Source organism: Candidatus Thiodiazotropha sp. AKAK2, assembly GCF_058244685.1.
In genome coordinates, this window is record NZ_JBSYOP010000035.1 from 55149 (window position 1) to 71008 (window position 15860).

Below are 15860 nucleotides of genomic sequence, written 5' to 3' on the forward strand. Positions count from 1 at the left end.
ACGATATCAACTTAGATCCGTTGCGGATCGAGAACTTGTGAATGCAGCTCTCGGCGTTGCCCATGGCTTGGGGCTTACAGAAGTTGGCGGGTTAACAACATCAAGGACAGGCTGTCTGGTGAACTGTTGCCCGAATAAAATCAGAAGGCCAGGGAGGCCTTGCGGATCTCTGCCCAGGTTGTCATAAAAAAATCGGGAAAAATGCTACGGAAACGGTGAATACTAAGAAGTCGGACCGCGATTGACACCCGTCCTTTTCCGGTTGGCACCGAATGGGGGAAGCCTGGTAATTACCCAGAGCGCAACCAGGTAATAGATCAGGTATTTGACCCAAATCATCTAAAGAGCAATAAACCACAAATCCGCCCGTGAAACATATGTTCCACAGGCGTATGCTGTAACAAATCAGTAACAAAACTGCAACATACCAGGATGGTGGGCAGACGGAATCCGGGTTCAATCAAAGCGTGGCAGAGTCCACCGATCGGCGAGCCAAGACCCGGAGAGCCCCAACCAAGGGCTTCATGCGTAGATGAATATTAGTAATCTCGCATATACATATAATAAAACTGGAGAAAAACGTCCCACCCCTACTATGCAGGGAAAAAAGGACGACCAACGAGTAATGACCAACGACCTACAGTCCAATCTGTTTCATCTAGAGGGGAGTATACCCACCACCCCCTTACTCGCTCCTCCCAGTGGCGATACCCCTGATGTTGAGAAAAACGAAACGGTAGAGATAGCCTCACCGAAGACGCTGGTCGCCGAAATACAAGCGCTGAAGGAAGAGATCAGCAGATCGGAAAATGATGATCAACCCGCTATCCGGCGTTATCGAAACGAACGGGAACTAAAACCCTACCAGGCCGAGCTAATCAAGATGCAGAAGTGCCTGGAAGATCACAACAAGCGCGTGGTTATCCTTTTCGAAGGCCGCAGTGCCGCAGGCAAGGGCGGCGCCATCCGGCGAATCACCCGCTACATGAACGAAAAACACTATCGCACCGTCGCTCTCGGTAAGCCGAGTGATGAAGAACGCAGCCAATGGTATTTTCAACGCTATATCAGTCAACTTCCCCGTGCCGGAGAGGTCGTGCTGTTCGACACGAGTTGGTATAGCAGAGCCATGGTGGAACCGGTGCTTGGTTTCTGCACTGCCAAGGAGTACCGAGACTTCATCAAGGGCGTGAGCGGATTCGAAAACGACCTGGTACGACAGGATACTATCCTGGTGAAGCTCTACTTCAGCATCAGTCGCAAGGAGCAGCAGAAGCGTTTCGATCGACGCAGGATCGATCCATTACGCCAGTGGAAGCTGGACGAGGCCGACATACAGATCCAGGAAAAACGCGACGAATTCACCAAAATGAAATATCGAATGTTGCGCCGGACCCATACGCATCATGCCCCCTGGACGATCATCCGCTCGGACAAAAAGCACCTGGCCAGGCTCAATGCCATCAAGGCCATCCTCAACGCGGTGCCCTACGAGCGCGTAGACACCAATCTGGACCTGACAACCGACCCATCGGTGGTGATATCTGGTGCCCGGGAGCAGGAAATCATGCAGGCGCAACTGCTGAGAAACGGCCGCTTGGAGATCTGAACTATCGATTAAAGATACGCACAATCAAAGCTGTACCCAACGCAACAAACTGCCGTAACGGGGGAGCTTACAACTGGTTTTTTTGCAGGAAGAAGCTAAGGTCTAAGTGTGCTTTGAGTGACTTCCTGAGCTTACTTTGGTGGTTATACCCCAGCAGTCACCACCGGGAACTGGATTTTTTGTCCACATGGGTTAACCACTGGTTACACCACTTACCAATACTTCGGAGGTTTTATGCGATCAACCAACCCCATCGCATCGCTACTCGGGCACTCCCCTTTCAAGCCTATGCAGGAGCACATGCGAATAACGAAAGAGTGTGTCGCTGAGGTTCCAGCTCTATTTGACGCCCTGATCGCCAAGGACCAGGAGAAACTGCTGAGCCAGAAAGACAAGATCTTTGCCAAGGAGCAGGAAGCCGACGACCTGAAAAACAACCTTCGGGCGCACCTGCCAAAGAGCCTGTTCATGCCGGTGGATCGGCGCGACTTGCTGGAACTACTGAACCGGCAGGACAGCATTGCCAATACCTCTCAGGACATTGCCGGACTCATGATGCAGCGGGACATGGCTGTCCCCGCAGGAATGGAAGAGCCTCTGGCCGCCATGGTGCAGCGCTGCGTGGAGACCTGTTACCAGGCCGCCACCATTGTCGAAGAACTTGACGAGCTGATCGAGACCGGCTTCCGCGGAAAAGAGGCAACCCGGGTAGAAGAGATGGTTGCCAAGCTTGGCGAAGCCGAAAATGAAACCGATCAGATGGGCATTGCGCTCACCCGAATGCTGTTCGATAAAGAGGATGAGATAAGTCCAGTATCGGTCATGTTCTGGTACCAGATGATTCAGTGGATCGGCAACCTAGCTGACTCTGCAGAGCAGGTTGGCAACCGAATGAGCCTGCTGATCGCCCGTTAAAGAGCAATCATCTCACGCGGTTCGCCGAATTCCAGGCACATTCCGCATAACTTGATATTTCGAGTTCCAGTGCATTTTATGCGCTTTGGCAGCTCTCGCATGAATAAGGAGTCCGCAATGGACATTATCTCCGAATGGGGTTTCATCTTTCTGATCATGGCCATCATTTTTGGCTTTTACATGACTTGGGGTATTGGCGCCAATGACGTGGCCAATGCCATGGGCACCTCGGTGGGTTCAGGCGCCATCACCGTCAAACAGGCCATCGTCATCGCAGCGGTTTTTGAGTTCGCCGGTGCCTTCATTGCCGGCGGTGCAGTCACCAAGACCATCCGCAAGGGCATCATTGATCCCAGCTCTATCGTGGGGTCACCCGAGCTATTGGTCTACGGGATGCTGGCAGCACTGCTAGCGGCCGCCATCTGGCTGATGATCGCCTCCTCCCGAGGCTGGCCCGTTTCGACCACCCACACCATAGTGGGTGCCATCGTGGGCTTCGCCGCTGTCGGCATCGGCATTGATGCGGTCAACTGGGTCAAGATCGGTGGAATCGTCGCCAGCTGGATCGTATCCCCGCTGGTCGGCGGCTTCTTCGCCCTGCTGCTGATGATCAGTATTCGCAAGCTCATTCTGAACACAGAGAATCCATTCCGGGCAGCACAGAGATGGGCTCCTGTATACGTATTCCTTGTGGGCTGGATCGTCTCACTGGTCACGATGTTCAAAGGATTAAAGCACCTCAAACTGGAGTTGAGCGTAATCGAGAGCCTCATCGCCGCAACCGTAGTTGGCCTGATTGTGGCAGCCATTGGCAAGATGCTGGTCAACAAGGTCAAGGTGGATGACGAAGCAGACAAGGACTACCACTATGCCAGCGTGGAGAAAGTATTTACCCCGCTGATGATATTCACCGCCTGTGCCATGGCCTTTGCCCACGGCTCCAATGACGTGGCCAACGGTATTGGCCCGCTGGCTGCCGTCGTCTCCATCGTGCAGAGTGGTGGTGAGGTGGCACAGAAGGCAACGCTGCCCCTGTGGATTCTGTTCCTTGGTGGTGCCGGCATCGTGGTCGGTCTGGCCACCATGGGCTATAAGGTGATGCAAACCATCGGCACCAAGATCACAGAGCTGACCCCCACCCGAGGCTACGCAGCCACCCTGGCCGCAGCCATCACCGTGGTCGTTGCCTCCAAGACCGGCCTGCCCGTATCCACCACCCAGATTGCCGTTGGGTGTGTCATGGGTGTTGGTTTGGCTCGCGGCGTCGGCGCTCTGGACCTTCGGGTCGTGGGGAACATCGTGGTCTCCTGGCTCATCACCCTGCCGGCAGGCGCCTTTCTTGCTGCAGCCTTCTTCTTCCTCTTCAAGGCTATCTTCAGCTAACCGGGATGATACCCCCCGCTATCACGGGGGGTATCCATTCAACAGGATTTGTCCGGCACAACTCCAGGGATAAGATATCGGAATGTTCTTCTTAAAGACCGAGCCAATAACGGAACTCAAGCTGATCAAGGAGGTTCCTTTCCCCTCCGATGTCACCTTTCGCCAATTGCTGATATCCGGACCACCGGGGGCAGGCAAGAGCACTCTGGTAAGAAAGATTAGCGGCTGGTCCGAAGAGGGCTATGTGGACCTGGCGGTAAACAAGTGGTGGACAGCCCAATGTCTATCTCTCCGCCCCCGGGAGATACATCTCGGGCTCCCGTTCGAGGGCTTCAAACAATCTCTTGCCATCTTCGAAGCGGAGTGGACAGAGGCGGATCCACCGCTAAGACTGGATTTGGATCGCATCCGCATACCCCCCGTCAAACGCCACTTCTGGTCCGTCAACTGGCACAAACGCTATGTGTTTGAATTCATACTTCCTCCCGTGGATACGCTCTACCGACAACGAATGGAGAGGGGCAAACGCGGTACGCACCCGGTGGACAAGGGCGTCACTGAAGAACTGGTGAGAAGGCAGATAATCACCTACAGCACAATCGCACACCACTTACAACAATCAGGGCTCAATGTTTACGTACGTGAAGGCACAGATCAGCCTCCATTGCGGATCGTCGGCCTGGAGAACGACTAAATGGCGATGCAGACCAGTAAACCGAAGAAGAGTTTTCTGAAGCAGATACGGGAGAGCCTTGAGGATCTCGAAGCATGTCAGGACGTGGATCTGAAAGAGTCTTATCGCCTGCCGGAAAAAAAGAAAGTTCGCGTCTCTATCAAGCAATATCCGATTCAGCTTAGTCTCAGGCCTGACGGCAGAGCTCTGCACCTCTATCCGGAAAATCCACTCAACGCAAACCATCACGACGATGATCCGGCCAGCTACATCCTTTTCGATCCGGAACAGTTTTACGACGGCATCAGTGGTTTCCTTCGACTGGAAGGGGGGGATAAAATCACTATCGGACCGAAGGAAGCGGACCATCTCGCCCAATTGGGCATAGACCCGCCATCTGAACGATTACTTAGCATCACCAACCGGGATGGGCAACTTGTTTTCAAGAATCACTCCGGAAAGGTAGGCTCCTGCATATCACCGCTGACCAGTGGCAAAAAAATCAACCGCATCAATAAGTGGCGCTACGATAAGCTGAAGCGCATCCGGGCGATTTTCGGTGGGCCGATAGAGTTGCTGCCTCAAAAAGAGGCACTGGCACTCATCAAGTCCGTAAATGAGCGAAATACAAAGGAAGCCTATCGAGCAAAAGACAAGAAGGGCAGACTCGGCGGCGTGCTCGCCTTACCTAAAAAGCTCAACCCCATATTGGTGGGCGACCTGCATGCCAAGCCTGACAACCTTCTGAGCCTGCTCACCCAGAACAGCTTCCTTGAATCCCTTGAAGACGGCAGTGCCAGCCTGATCATTCTCGGCGATGCGGTACACCGAGAAGACAAGGGGCATTACGAGGAGATGGAGAGTTCTCTGCTGATTATGGATCTGATCTTCAAGATCAAACTCCGCTTCCCGGATCAGGTCTTCTACATCTGCGGAAACCACGACAGTTTTTCCAACGAGATCGGCAAGGCAGGAATCCCGCAAGGGCTGCTATGGAAAAAGGCGATTATCAAGACTCGGGGCAAGGAATATTTCAAAGAGATGGAAAATTTCTATGGACAACTGCCCCTGGTTGCCTATTCAAAACACTTCATCGCCTGCCACGCCGCGCCCCCAGTCTCCGAGATTGACATCGATGACCTGGTGAACGGCATAGGCAACAACAAGCTACACACGGAACTCACCAGCAATCGCTTACGTGCACCACATCGACCAGGCGGCTACGCAAAGGGGGATATCAAGCGGTTACGTAAATGCCTGGACGTTTCCCCGGACACCCCCGTGGTGGTCGGTCATACCCCGCTATCCCTGGATCAAAGCCTGTGGGAGAGAGTTGGCGACATCGAGAATCATTATATCGTATACGGAAGCCACGATGATTGGATCAGCACGCTGACCATGGTAGCCGGCAGACTACGGCCGCTGCTGTACATGGTGGAGCCACTGACCCCTCTGATCAACTCACTCAAAGACTAATCTATCAGTTGTTTAGAGGAGCTACACCCTTACCTCGATAACTGAGCGGGTAGCCGTCTCCATAACCGTGAGGCGATGACCCTCCCCGGTCATGGCATCACCTTCGATTGGAATGTACCGAAAACGATAGACGATCAAACCAGCGAGGGTATTCGACACCTATACCGGGTAGAGTCGCTCGATGATCTGGTAAAGAAGTGTCCGTTCCGGGTGGTGCCAATATGAGTTATGCAACAGCCATGGCTTATCAGACAAATCTGTTGGTCATGCGTGCAGGAAACTATAAATTTTGGGATTTTATGCGGGTTGGTTTGCCGCTCATTCTGATTATGTGGCTTACTTATAGTTGGATTTTACCGGCACTCTATTATTCTTAGAGCTTCAGAATCAGGTTAATAGTGACTGAATTCCCATTAGATGCTTGATCAATCACGTGATTCTCTGCCAACAAGTGAGAACAGTGTCGGCCGAGCCAGGAAGGTCATTGAATATCAATGGACATAGTGTGAAATGGCTTCTATTCTTCACCGATTGGATGGGTTGGGTGTAATATCGCGCTGTAAGTGTTACACCTGACTTTTGATTTACTGAGGATATTCGATAGGGGTTGGAATTTCATGGGAGAACATAAGACAAAACCGGATGTAGAGTGGCTGGCTTGGTCAAAACAGAGAGATAGCCTCAAGACTCGGTGGGTCATTGTCGTGGTTGCTTTTTGGGTGACAGGAATAATTGCTGTTGTCATGTACCTCATTAATAAGGAACTGGATTTCATTCTGACATCCATTGCAATCGGAATGATGGTATTAGGTGTCTGGCTGAAATCACGTTATCAAATCCATATCAGCCAGGAACCTGAAGGAAAACAGATAGACAATACCAAGGATTAACGCTTACATATGTCAAACCTTATCAACCTGGGCTGTGATGTCTCAGACATTCACCGCCGTTATGCAGAAATACACGGCGCACTATTTGGTATTACATCCTATCGTATGGTTCTCTATGCCCTGAAAGGGGAATCACGCTCAATGTATAGCGATTATGAGCGTAGATTAAAGGGTCTCCAGGAAGAGTTGGGCGCGCATATCAGTAGTATCAGGAAAACGGATCTTCCACTAAAGAACTCGGCTGACCTTCACAACTCTTTGATTGAGTATACGCACATATTGAGTCAGGTAATCAGTGCACTCGAATCAATGTGCAGCCAGCTCAAGGATGATGAGGATGAGTATCGCTCCAGTATCAACAATGGCCAGTCCAGATTTCTACAGGATAAGGTCAATTACGACTATTCAATACGGGAACTGGAGCGTATTGGAACCAGACTCAATAAGTTATTCTCAACTTACTAGCATTTGACTATCCAGCGAATCAGTCAATATCAGCTGTTCTGCTTTGCGGCAGATAGTGATAATGCGCGGTAATCTGATGGTGAAATAACATATCTTCAACCACGGGTTCCGAACCAATATTGTGAACGATAAGAGGAAGGCCTGTCTGGGTACTGAGTTTATCAGTGACTATGCCTAAATGTGGGAGATTACCAGGTAACAGCCAAGTTACGATATCACCGGATTTATAGTCACCACCATCGTGACTGACGGATAGCTGTATGGCGTTACGTTCGAAAAAATCCCTGTAGATTGGGAACACGTCGATGATCGATATTGGAATCAGGTCTTGTAAGACCCCATAATCTCTGCGATGGATAGGCTTTGAAGTTCGCAACCATATCCTCATGATTCACTGTTGCAGGTCCGTACCCAATGCTCTGTAAGTACGGATAATCGCATCCGTACTTACACCTATATGATCTGGAACATCACCACCAGGATAGGCAATCGATATATAAGCACCATCGTAGCGAACAGTGTGTTGTGTACGCTGTAACGCGGCAGCTATCAGATCCTTCTCAAATGTTGTAGATATACAGGTTGTAGACGTCGCCAACAGTATCAGTGATAGGGTGAATCTCAGCATGATTTGCCCACGGCCGTTGAACACGCGGTACGGCATAACCTGTTGGAATACTCGGAACTGATACTCTTCCTGTTGGTTTCGATGACCTACATTAATGCAATGAATGAACGGCGAGTATTCGAGGCACTGCGTGTCTGATTGGTACGGAGCGGCTTCGGTTTTCGCTCCCTGTTCTGGATTACCGGTACCCTGGCATTTTTCATATTCCCAATCGCAGACAATCTTAACACTGCACTAATAATGTGTGCCGTGGTGCTGGCCGTAGGTGGTGATAACAGCCGTTTTGTCACTCTCTCATGCATCAATATTGTAGTCGGAGCCAATGCTTGAGGCGCTTTCTCACCTTTTGGTGATATAACAACAATGATGGTCTGGCAAAAAGGAATCGTTGAGTTTTGGACTTTTTTCGCTCTGTTCATCCCGGCAGTTGTTATTTTCCTGGTCCCTGCCGTCATCATGCATTTCGCTGTTCCTGCTGTTAAACCTGATGCATCCGGAGAACAGGTCCTGATGCAGCGTGGAGCAAAACGCATCATCTCCCTGACAAATTCATGTCAGTTGGGGGCTCGCAGGGACCCAAACTACGGACAATTATCTCGATAATGCATGAATATCCGGTCCTCAAGGACTGTCTCAATGCTGGATGTGGTAAAATCACTTTCAGTTTGGAGTATCCTAGCGACCACATTGGCTTTGAAAATGAAACAAAAGGTTACTGCTGACAAAGGTTTTTTTAGCCGACTCAAATCGGTTTTCGGCAATCCCGAACAATGCCCGGAAATTGCCCTGACAGAAGCGTTCCATCTAAGCAAGGAAAGCGCGAAGATTCCGCTGGAAAAATGTATCTCCGGAATCACACTGGACTACGGAGGAAGGACCCTGAGTCTCGTCCGGGAGCAGTTTGTGGGCGACGCACACGGTGGTGACGGGTCCGCATTTCTATTATTGAACCCGAAAAAGTTTCAAACCCGGATCAGTGGCTTTGTGCGGGTTTCTGCAGGCGATCATCTGATTGTGGGGCTCGAAGATGAACACCAACAGGCGATGTTGGATCTTCCCGCTTCTGGGGCGCAAAGGCTCTTTTCCATTGCACACGAAGGTGATGTACTAATATTCAAGGATCTGACCGGAGATCCAGGTACCATCCTGACGCCGATCGACGAAGACGAACTGAATATCACTGCAAGGCGTATAGCGAATCTAAGAGAGATCTACAGAATTTACGGCGGCCCTATCCAGCCGCTGCCGTCAGAACAGGCATTAAAGGACCTCAACAAGGTCAATGACCTGCTCGAGAGAGAACCGCTGCGGCCCAGGGATACCCGGGGGAGACCGGGCGGTGTGGTAAGTCTGCCAAAGAAAATGGTGCCCATTATTGTTGGCGATCTGCACGCCCAGGTAGACAATCTACTCACCCTGCTTACCCAAAATCAGTTTCTCGAAGCGATGTCACAAGGCAAGGCCACTATGGTGATTCTGGGCGATGCCGTCCACTCCGAAATGGATGGACACATGGAAGAGATGGAATCCTCTCTTCTCATAATGGACCTGATTCTACGTCTGAAACTTTGGTTTCCGCAGCAGGTATTCTACGTGCGTGGAAACCATGACAGCTTTGCAGAAGAGATCGGCAAAGAGGGGATTCCACAGGGACTACTGTGGGCCAGGGCATTGCGTGAGGCACGAGGGGATGCTTATAAAAAGGCCATGGACCGCTTTTACGAGTTGTTGCCTTTCGTTGTTTTGTCTAAGAGCTATGTGGCATGTCATGCCGCACCCCCGAGAGGGAAAGTCGATATGGATATGTTGATCAATATACACAAGTATCCGGGTTTGATCCGGGAGGTTACCTGCAATCGGCTTAGCCGGCCGAATCGACCGGCCGGTTACACCAAAGGCGACGTGAAACGCTTTCGACGTACTTTGAAACTGAGTGGTAAGGCGGAGTTGTTCGTTGGTCATACCCCCCTCACACGACATGACACCCTTTGGTCGAATGTAGGCGGTATTGAGCATCACGATGTGGTGTTCAGTGGAAATATTCCATGGATCGGTGTTTATACGAGCGCCAACGGTGAGATGATACCGCTGCGGTATCGTTCCGCAACCCGGAGGGCTGGGGCTATTTTTCCGCCCAGCGGCGTTATCATTCGCTCATGTAGAATAACTACACAGCGCTCATTCTGCCTTGCTGGACGAAAAAATAGCCCCAGCAGGGCCGATTGGATTCGTGTTAACAGGCCCTAGAACGTTAGCCGTAAAGTGAAAGAAAATATCTCATATTTTGCAAAAGGCAGGTCGCTCAAAGATGGTCCGGTTATCTGTCAGTCCGAGGACTTTCTGCTAGAAGACAACAGGGAAAAAAAGGATCTTACCCTGGCCGAACTCAATCATGTCTTCAAGATGTACCTGCAGGAATGCGGTATCCGAAAAAAAGATATATCCATCGTGGGCCAGTTCTCTTTGTTGTTCAATGACCCCAAGTTTTCTGAATGGCACACATTGAGCAAGTCTGAGCAAAGTGATTCACTCTCTGATCAGGTGATATTTCCGCAAGTCTATGATGAACTGATCATGCCTCTTGGTGTAACGGCCGGTGATGCAGAAATTATAAAGGGTGTGGTGAAGGACGCTATTCAGAATGCAATAGATAGTTTTTCACATGCAGCGTTTTTACAGAAAAAGTTCATCAGTCGTTTTCCTGGAGTAAAAATCATCCTGTTGATGGACCAGGCCAACAAGCGGATGATTCTGGCTGTGGTGGATAACGGCTTTGGGGCGAAAATCACAAAACCCAAGAAGTCACACATGGGTGAGGAATATGGCGACGATATCGCCTCCAGATTCGTTGACTGGGTGATACGGCGCTTTGTCGAGAAGGAAGAAGGCGAAATCAGGCATGATATCGCCTATACGGGTGGTCAGGGGATGGCATTCAAGAAGCTCAAGATTGAACTGCGACTGGATGTGGATATTCATTTCCTGGCCTCGGGAGCGGTATTTGAACTTAGATTGAAGACCTTTTTTTGACCGCAGCTGCCCAGGGGTAGCTCCATGCGTTTATAAATAGGTGTGGAGAACCGGGACAGTCATTATTTGTAATATATCAAGCAAAGAAATCAATGCTATATCTGAAAGTGTTATCAATGAACTCATACTGGCGCTCAAACGTGGCGTCAAGCGTAAACGGCACGTGAATGTCCTTCATCACATCAATGGATACCTGAAGCGTGAAATCGACAGTAACGACAACCCGAAGCTGAACGACAGACAGTATCGAGACGAGACGCCGTTGGTGGTTCCGGTCAGCCTGCAGCATCACTACTTTCGGCGCCACCCCGATCCCTACATGGCGAAGCAGGTCTACCTGCAACCCCACCCGGACAAACTGGGTCTACGTAACCACATCTGAGCTGCAGAGTCACACCACCCATGCAATCCATCGTCACCGCCCTACTGCCCATCCTGACGCTGATCCTTTTAGGACTGGCGCTCAAGCAGGTACGCTTTATCCCGGATGAGGCCTGGATGGGGATGGAGCGGCTCACCTACTTCCTGCTCTTTCCCGCCCTCTTGATCCATACCCTGAGTCGCCAGCAGACCGACGGCCTGCCCTGGCTGGCCATACTTGGCGTGGTGGTGGGAGTGCTGCTGTTGAGCGCGCTTCTGCTTGTGATCGGCTATCGCCTACTGCCAAAGGTCTCGGGCCCCACCTTTACCTCAATCTTTCAAGGGGGCGTGCGCTTCAATACCTATATCGCCCTGGCGCTGGCCCAATCCCTGTTCGGGGCCACCGGGCTCGCCCTGGGTGTGGTGGCAGCCGGTTTCATGATCCTGCTGATCAACTTCCTCTGCATCATGGCCCTGTCGATTTGGGGGGAGAGGCACCAGCGACCCAAGGGTGGCCTGGCACGGGATATCCTCGGCAACCCCCTGATCATCGCCTGTCTCATCGGCTGGGCATTGAGCCTGAGCGGCATCGGTCTGCCTGGCCCCAGTGAGGAGATCCTGGAGATCATCGGTCGGGCCGCCCTCCCCTTCGGTCTGCTGGCGGTGGGCGCCGCCCTGCGGCCCAGGGCATTGCACGGTCACCTGGGACCGACCCTGGCTTCTTCCCTGGTGCAGTTTCTGGTCAAACCCCTGGCCGCAGCAGGTTTGGTCCTGCTTACCGGCCTCACCGGGGCCGCCGCCGGCGCGCTGGTGATCGCCTTCATGACACCAACCGCCCCGTCCGCCTACATCCTGGCCCGACAGCTGGGGGGCGATACCGAGACCATGGCCTCGATCATTACCTTGCAAACCCTGCTCGCCTTCGCGGTGATACCGCTGATCGTCTATCTCATGTTGAGCTGGGGCGTTCTGACCCACGTCCTGTAACTACAACTGTTGCCCCGCTATGAGGCCATCCTCTCCGGACAGCTTCGGCCTGATCGCCATTGGCAATGAGATCCTGTTCGATCAAAATTAAAGGGCTCTGACTTTAATCCATATCAGCAGAAACAGGGGCTGGTGCCTGATGGTATTGCTAGTGAATATTTTTTGCTGCATCTTCAGAAATAGATAGATTATCAAAAAGGGCTTTGGGTAAATCCAAAGCCCTTTTTGATTTAGTCAGAAAAGAAACTATCGGTTTTGTGAGACCCTTTATAAAGGGTTAACGAACTGGAGTGGTGGTTTAATCTTCATCATCATCTTCGGTGATATTCATAACAACCGAAACCGGGAAATGATTGCTGTAAGTTTCGCGCCATTCAGCAAACGAATCTGGAGCATTCTCTGGCAGCCAGAGAAATGCCCGATTGCCAAATAGATGCCTTTGAGCTGCTTGACTGACAAGCACGTGATCGACAATGCTGTTCAGGTCGGTGTCCATACGCGTGCTTTTAAAGTCTGCTGGCACGTAATCCATATAACCTTTAAAGGCCATGTGGTAATACATGGCTGGAGAGTATTTCAGAGTGCCTGTTTCGGATACTTTTTGAGGGTTGTCATTAAAGTCACCCAAAATAATCCGGTCCTTCTCATTAATATTCATGGCTGTGAGCGCATCATCCAGACGATATTCAATCAATGTCATGGCTATGAGGTGATTTTCATCATTGTGCTGGCCTGGTGCCAGGTTGACGTTTACCAGGGCAAAGTCATTCAGTTCACTTTCTTCGTCTTTGTCTTTCGCTTCGAAATAACCGATGACTGGAGTACGGGAAAAAAGCGCTGCACCGGCAAGTGATACCTGGGGAACCCTCATGGGAGCGATTGCAATTGCCTTTACTTTCTCTGTGTTCCACAGGTAACCCACATACATGGAATCAGGCGTATGATTGTATGGAACTGGGGGCAAGTAATACTTCCAGCTTGATCCAAGCTTTTTAACGATGGCATCAAGTTGCGTATTCCGAGAAACAGGGCCATAGGCATGGCTAATACCGATTTCCTGCAAGGCAATTACATCAGAACCAAGGTCATCACGGATAAAATCGGCAATATCGTTCAGCTGCTCCTTGGTGCGGAGGGGAAGATCAGCTTCACCATGACCGCCATCAGATCCCCTGCCGTAAGTCCCCAGGTTTTCAATATTCCAGGTCGCGATTCTTAGTTGATCAGCAGAAACGGATGCACTGATGATCAGTGTGAAAAGAGCAAAAAATAAACGCATACCTCCTCCATCAAAAAATTAAGACAGTTATCTATAGAAAAAAGCAAATCATCGTTACTGAAGCTTATAAATTCATAAAGTTTCATGAAACATCGCATGTTTCATTGATCGGGAATGGGTTAAAGGAGTATAGGAAATATTAACACCCTTTTCGCCCTGCCACTGGTATAGCCGAGGGCCAATCCCACCGGCACTGAACCGTCCTCCATCCCGGTAAACCGCCGCGAAACCGCACAAATCACCCGTCTGGCGGGTCGAATCAACCCGTTACTCAGGTACCCGGCAATTACCTGCCCTGCGCTGCCATAAGCGCAGCGAATGCGGAAAAATACTCGTCAACGATCTGATAGAGAAGGGTTTGCTCGGGCTGGTGACGCTGGTAACCACCCGCATCCACGTCCCGGCCGGCCATCCTTGCCGCCACATGAGGTAGGCAATCGATATATAAGCACCATCGTAGCGAACACTGTGTTGTGTGCACTCTAATTTCACCACAACTTGGGCAAAACCCACGTCGTTTGCAACTGATGGCGACAAGTTGTTCGTGGTGACGAGGCGTGCATTGCCCCCTTATGAATCCGTGTTCGAGGCAGCCACATTTCAGGTAATCGGCGAACTCCTGCTGCAGATGCAAGGGCAAGGACTTGCCCTTCATAGCCATAACGTCCCTAAACTCCGGGTATTATCGTTCAATGATCTGGTATAGGAGTGTATGTTCCGGCCGGTGCCGTTTAAAGGTAGGGCTTTGTCGCGACCGGTCCGTGATCGCAACTTGAGGCATATCGTTCTCCATTCCATGGAGTGCACGATGTTCACATATTGTTCTCTTTCCGTATAGATAAATGCTTGATGCCTGCTGTTGCCAGTCAGTGCCTGTCACTCCCACTCGCTTGTAAACAAGCCTTTTATCTTTTATATACAATGGCTTATCTTCTTGGCAAATGGTAACACCATGAAAATACCATGCTCAGAAATTGCTGTATGTGCTCATAAAATCACAAGGATTATTAACCAGTTGCCTTTCATTTTACCCTGACTTATATTCATATTTATTAATTATGAATACTTGGAGGCCAATATGGCAACCACAAGTCTTAGCCTGGGTGAGCACTGGGAAGTTTATATCAAGAATGAAATTGCCAGCGGGCGCTACGGTTCCGCCAGTGAAGTCGTGCGTGACGCTCTCCGCGCGATGGAAGAGCGTAAAAGCAAACTCGATGCTTTACGAAGTCATTTGGCACAGGGTGCTAAACAGGCCACATCCGGCGAATTCGCTGATAACTTCACCATGGATGCGCTGATCAATGATCTGGATAACGAAGCCTGATGTCTGGATACAGAGTCACCCCGAGAGCACTGGAGGACTTGAAAAATATCGGTCGATATACTGAACAGCAATGGAGTAAACACCAACGTAATACCTACCTGAAAGCACTCGAGAAACGCATTGGCTGGTTGGCGGAAAATCCGCAATTGGGCAAACACCGCACGGATGTGGGTCAAGGCTATTACAGTTTCCCCCAAGGCGAACATGTTGTCTTCTACATGATTGGAGAGGAAGGCATAGATATTATCGGCATCCCGCATAAGGAGATGGATATCATCACATATTTTCTCCCTGATTGAACAAGAAGGGAGAAGGTGGAATGCCTGCTGATGCCAACCAGTGCCAGATATTGCCTGCCAGTTCCGGTCACTCCCACTCAATGGTCGCCGGCGGCTTACTGGAGATATCGTATGCCACGCGGGAGATACCCGACACTTCATTGATGATCCTGCGCGAGACCTCTTCCAGAAAATCAAACGGCAGATGAGCAAACTTGGCGGTCATGAAATCGACTGTCTTCACCGCTCTCAGCGTGACCACATATTCATAGCGCCGTGCATCGCCCACAACACCCACTGATTTGACCGGTAAGAACACAGTAAACGCCTGGCTCACCTCATCGTAGAGATTGTGTTTGTGCAGCTCGTTTGATAGTCCATCTATTGTAAATATTCATGTTAAGAACGGAGTTTTAACATCTTGGCCAGTGACACGCTACCGGAAAAGATACGGCTATGAATTATTGCTCAAGACCTGGGGAAGAAGCATCCGACCATCACGCGCTAGCATCGCTATAATTTCACAAACATCTGTGGTTGTGAGTTTCCGCTGTGCCCAG

The 15860-nt window shown here is 50.6% G+C and carries 19 protein-coding genes and 3 pseudogenes; 15 read left to right on the plus strand and 7 right to left on the minus strand.

From position 1 onward, the window contains the following. Positions 1–625 precede the first annotated feature (625 nt). The 5 genes from ppk2 to AC4IE8_RS17850 all read left to right on the plus strand — a co-directional run bounded on the left by ppk2 (position 626) and on the right by AC4IE8_RS17850 (position 6056). Positions 626–1609 carry a polyphosphate kinase 2 gene (gene ppk2 / locus AC4IE8_RS17830; protein ID WP_490791622.1) on the plus strand — a complete coding sequence of 328 codons (984 nt, stop codon included), beginning with the start codon at positions 626–628 and terminating at the stop codon, positions 1607–1609. Between the two features lie 234 nt (positions 1610–1843). Continuing rightward, complete coding sequence (locus tag AC4IE8_RS17835) at positions 1844–2524, plus strand: TIGR00153 family protein (RefSeq protein ID WP_068987782.1); 681 nt, start codon at positions 1844–1846, stop codon at positions 2522–2524. A gap of 117 nt (positions 2525–2641) precedes the next feature. Further along, positions 2642–3907, plus strand: coding sequence for an inorganic phosphate transporter (locus tag AC4IE8_RS17840; protein WP_068987781.1), 1266 nt, complete (start codon positions 2642–2644; stop codon positions 3905–3907). Positions 3908–3989: 82 nt separating this feature from the next. After that, complete coding sequence (locus tag AC4IE8_RS17845; RefSeq protein WP_068987780.1) at positions 3990–4601, plus strand: hypothetical protein; 612 nt, start codon at positions 3990–3992, stop codon at positions 4599–4601. Beyond that, positions 4602–6056: a metallophosphoesterase gene (locus AC4IE8_RS17850; protein ID WP_490791623.1), complete on the plus strand. Its 1455-nt coding sequence runs from the start codon at positions 4602–4604 to the stop codon at positions 6054–6056. It abuts the gene before it with no gap. Between the two features lie 21 nt (positions 6057–6077). Here the strand turns inward: AC4IE8_RS17850 and AC4IE8_RS17855 are convergent, their stop codons facing one another. Continuing rightward, positions 6078–6149, minus strand: a complete 72-nt coding sequence (locus AC4IE8_RS17855; RefSeq protein WP_490791640.1) for a hypothetical protein — start codon at positions 6147–6149, stop codon at positions 6078–6080. On the opposite strand from AC4IE8_RS17855, the gene AC4IE8_RS17860 reads away from it, so the two are divergent. From AC4IE8_RS17860 to AC4IE8_RS17870, 3 genes are all read left to right on the plus strand, one after another. Further along, a complete protein-coding gene (locus AC4IE8_RS17860; RefSeq protein WP_490791643.1) occupies positions 6132–6281 on the plus strand; it encodes a hypothetical protein in 150 nt (49 codons plus the stop codon). The genes AC4IE8_RS17855 and AC4IE8_RS17860 overlap by 18 nt on opposite strands. Positions 6282–6673: 392 nt before the next feature. Next, positions 6674–6946: a hypothetical protein gene (locus AC4IE8_RS17865; RefSeq protein ID WP_068987778.1), complete on the plus strand. Its 273-nt coding sequence runs from the start codon at positions 6674–6676 to the stop codon at positions 6944–6946. A 9-nt stretch (positions 6947–6955) separates the two neighbouring features. Continuing rightward, the gene (locus AC4IE8_RS17870) at positions 6956–7411 is read left to right on the plus strand and encodes a hypothetical protein (RefSeq protein ID WP_068987777.1); all 456 of its coding nucleotides are present in this window, start codon (positions 6956–6958) and stop codon (positions 7409–7411) included. Between the two features lie 19 nt (positions 7412–7430). On the opposite strand, the gene AC4IE8_RS17875 is transcribed toward AC4IE8_RS17870, so the two are convergent. The 3 genes from AC4IE8_RS17875 to AC4IE8_RS17885 are packed head-to-tail and all read right to left on the minus strand — an operon-like array spanning position 7431 to position 8075. Then, positions 7431–7712: a DUF1287 domain-containing protein gene (locus AC4IE8_RS17875; RefSeq protein WP_490791624.1), complete on the minus strand. Its 282-nt coding sequence runs from the start codon at positions 7710–7712 to the stop codon at positions 7431–7433. Further along, the gene (locus AC4IE8_RS17880) at positions 7678–7791 is read right to left on the minus strand and encodes a DUF1287 domain-containing protein (RefSeq protein ID WP_490791641.1); all 114 of its coding nucleotides are present in this window, start codon (positions 7789–7791) and stop codon (positions 7678–7680) included. Before AC4IE8_RS17880 ends, AC4IE8_RS17875 begins: the two co-directional genes overlap by 35 nt. Positions 7792–7802: 11 nt before the next feature. After that, positions 7803–8075 (minus strand): DUF1287 domain-containing protein, encoded by a 273-nt coding sequence (locus AC4IE8_RS17885; protein WP_490791625.1) that lies wholly within the window; start codon positions 8073–8075, stop codon positions 7803–7805. On the opposite strand from AC4IE8_RS17885, the pseudogene nhaD reads away from it, so the two are divergent. The 5 genes and pseudogenes from nhaD to AC4IE8_RS17910 all read left to right on the plus strand — a co-directional run. Continuing rightward, positions 8046–8582 (plus strand): annotated as a pseudogene (gene nhaD / locus AC4IE8_RS17890) (sodium:proton antiporter NhaD); the annotation flags it as partial. The gene AC4IE8_RS17885 and the pseudogene nhaD sit on opposite strands and share 30 nt — an antisense overlap. 156 nt (positions 8583–8738) lie before the next feature. Next, on the plus strand, positions 8739–10286 hold the full coding sequence (locus AC4IE8_RS17895) for a metallophosphoesterase (protein WP_490791626.1): 1548 nt from the start codon (positions 8739–8741) through the stop codon (positions 10284–10286). A gap of 15 nt (positions 10287–10301) precedes the next feature. Further along, positions 10302–11069 (plus strand): hypothetical protein, encoded by a 768-nt coding sequence (locus AC4IE8_RS17900; protein ID WP_068987775.1) that lies wholly within the window; start codon positions 10302–10304, stop codon positions 11067–11069. Between the two features lie 40 nt (positions 11070–11109). Continuing rightward, positions 11110–11451, plus strand: coding sequence for a DUF1722 domain-containing protein (locus tag AC4IE8_RS17905; RefSeq protein WP_490791627.1), 342 nt, complete (start codon positions 11110–11112; stop codon positions 11449–11451). 20 nt (positions 11452–11471) lie between these two features. After that, complete coding sequence (locus AC4IE8_RS17910; RefSeq protein ID WP_068987773.1) at positions 11472–12416, plus strand: AEC family transporter; 945 nt, start codon at positions 11472–11474, stop codon at positions 12414–12416. Between the two features lie 298 nt (positions 12417–12714). On the opposite strand, the gene AC4IE8_RS17915 is transcribed toward AC4IE8_RS17910, so the two are convergent. Then, positions 12715–13695, minus strand: coding sequence for an endonuclease/exonuclease/phosphatase family protein (locus tag AC4IE8_RS17915; protein ID WP_068987772.1), 981 nt, complete (start codon positions 13693–13695; stop codon positions 12715–12717). A 490-nt stretch (positions 13696–14185) separates the two neighbouring features. Further along, positions 14186–14356: pseudogene (locus AC4IE8_RS17920) on the minus strand (transposase zinc-binding domain-containing protein); the annotation flags it as partial. 417 nt (positions 14357–14773) lie between these two features. On the opposite strand from AC4IE8_RS17920, the gene AC4IE8_RS17925 reads away from it, so the two are divergent. Both AC4IE8_RS17925 and AC4IE8_RS17930 read left to right on the plus strand, forming a co-directional pair. Next, entirely contained in the window at positions 14774–15022 is a 249-nt protein-coding gene (locus tag AC4IE8_RS17925) for a type II toxin-antitoxin system ParD family antitoxin (protein ID WP_068987771.1), read from the plus strand. After that, positions 15022–15321 (plus strand): type II toxin-antitoxin system RelE/ParE family toxin, encoded by a 300-nt coding sequence (locus AC4IE8_RS17930; RefSeq protein ID WP_068987770.1) that lies wholly within the window; start codon positions 15022–15024, stop codon positions 15319–15321. Before AC4IE8_RS17925 ends, AC4IE8_RS17930 begins: the two co-directional genes overlap by 1 nt. A 67-nt stretch (positions 15322–15388) precedes the next feature. Here AC4IE8_RS17930 and AC4IE8_RS17935 read toward each other — a convergent pair. Continuing rightward, positions 15389–15667 (minus strand): annotated as a pseudogene (locus AC4IE8_RS17935) (GMP synthase (glutamine-hydrolyzing)); the annotation flags it as partial. Between the last annotated feature and the right edge of the window lie 193 nt (positions 15668–15860).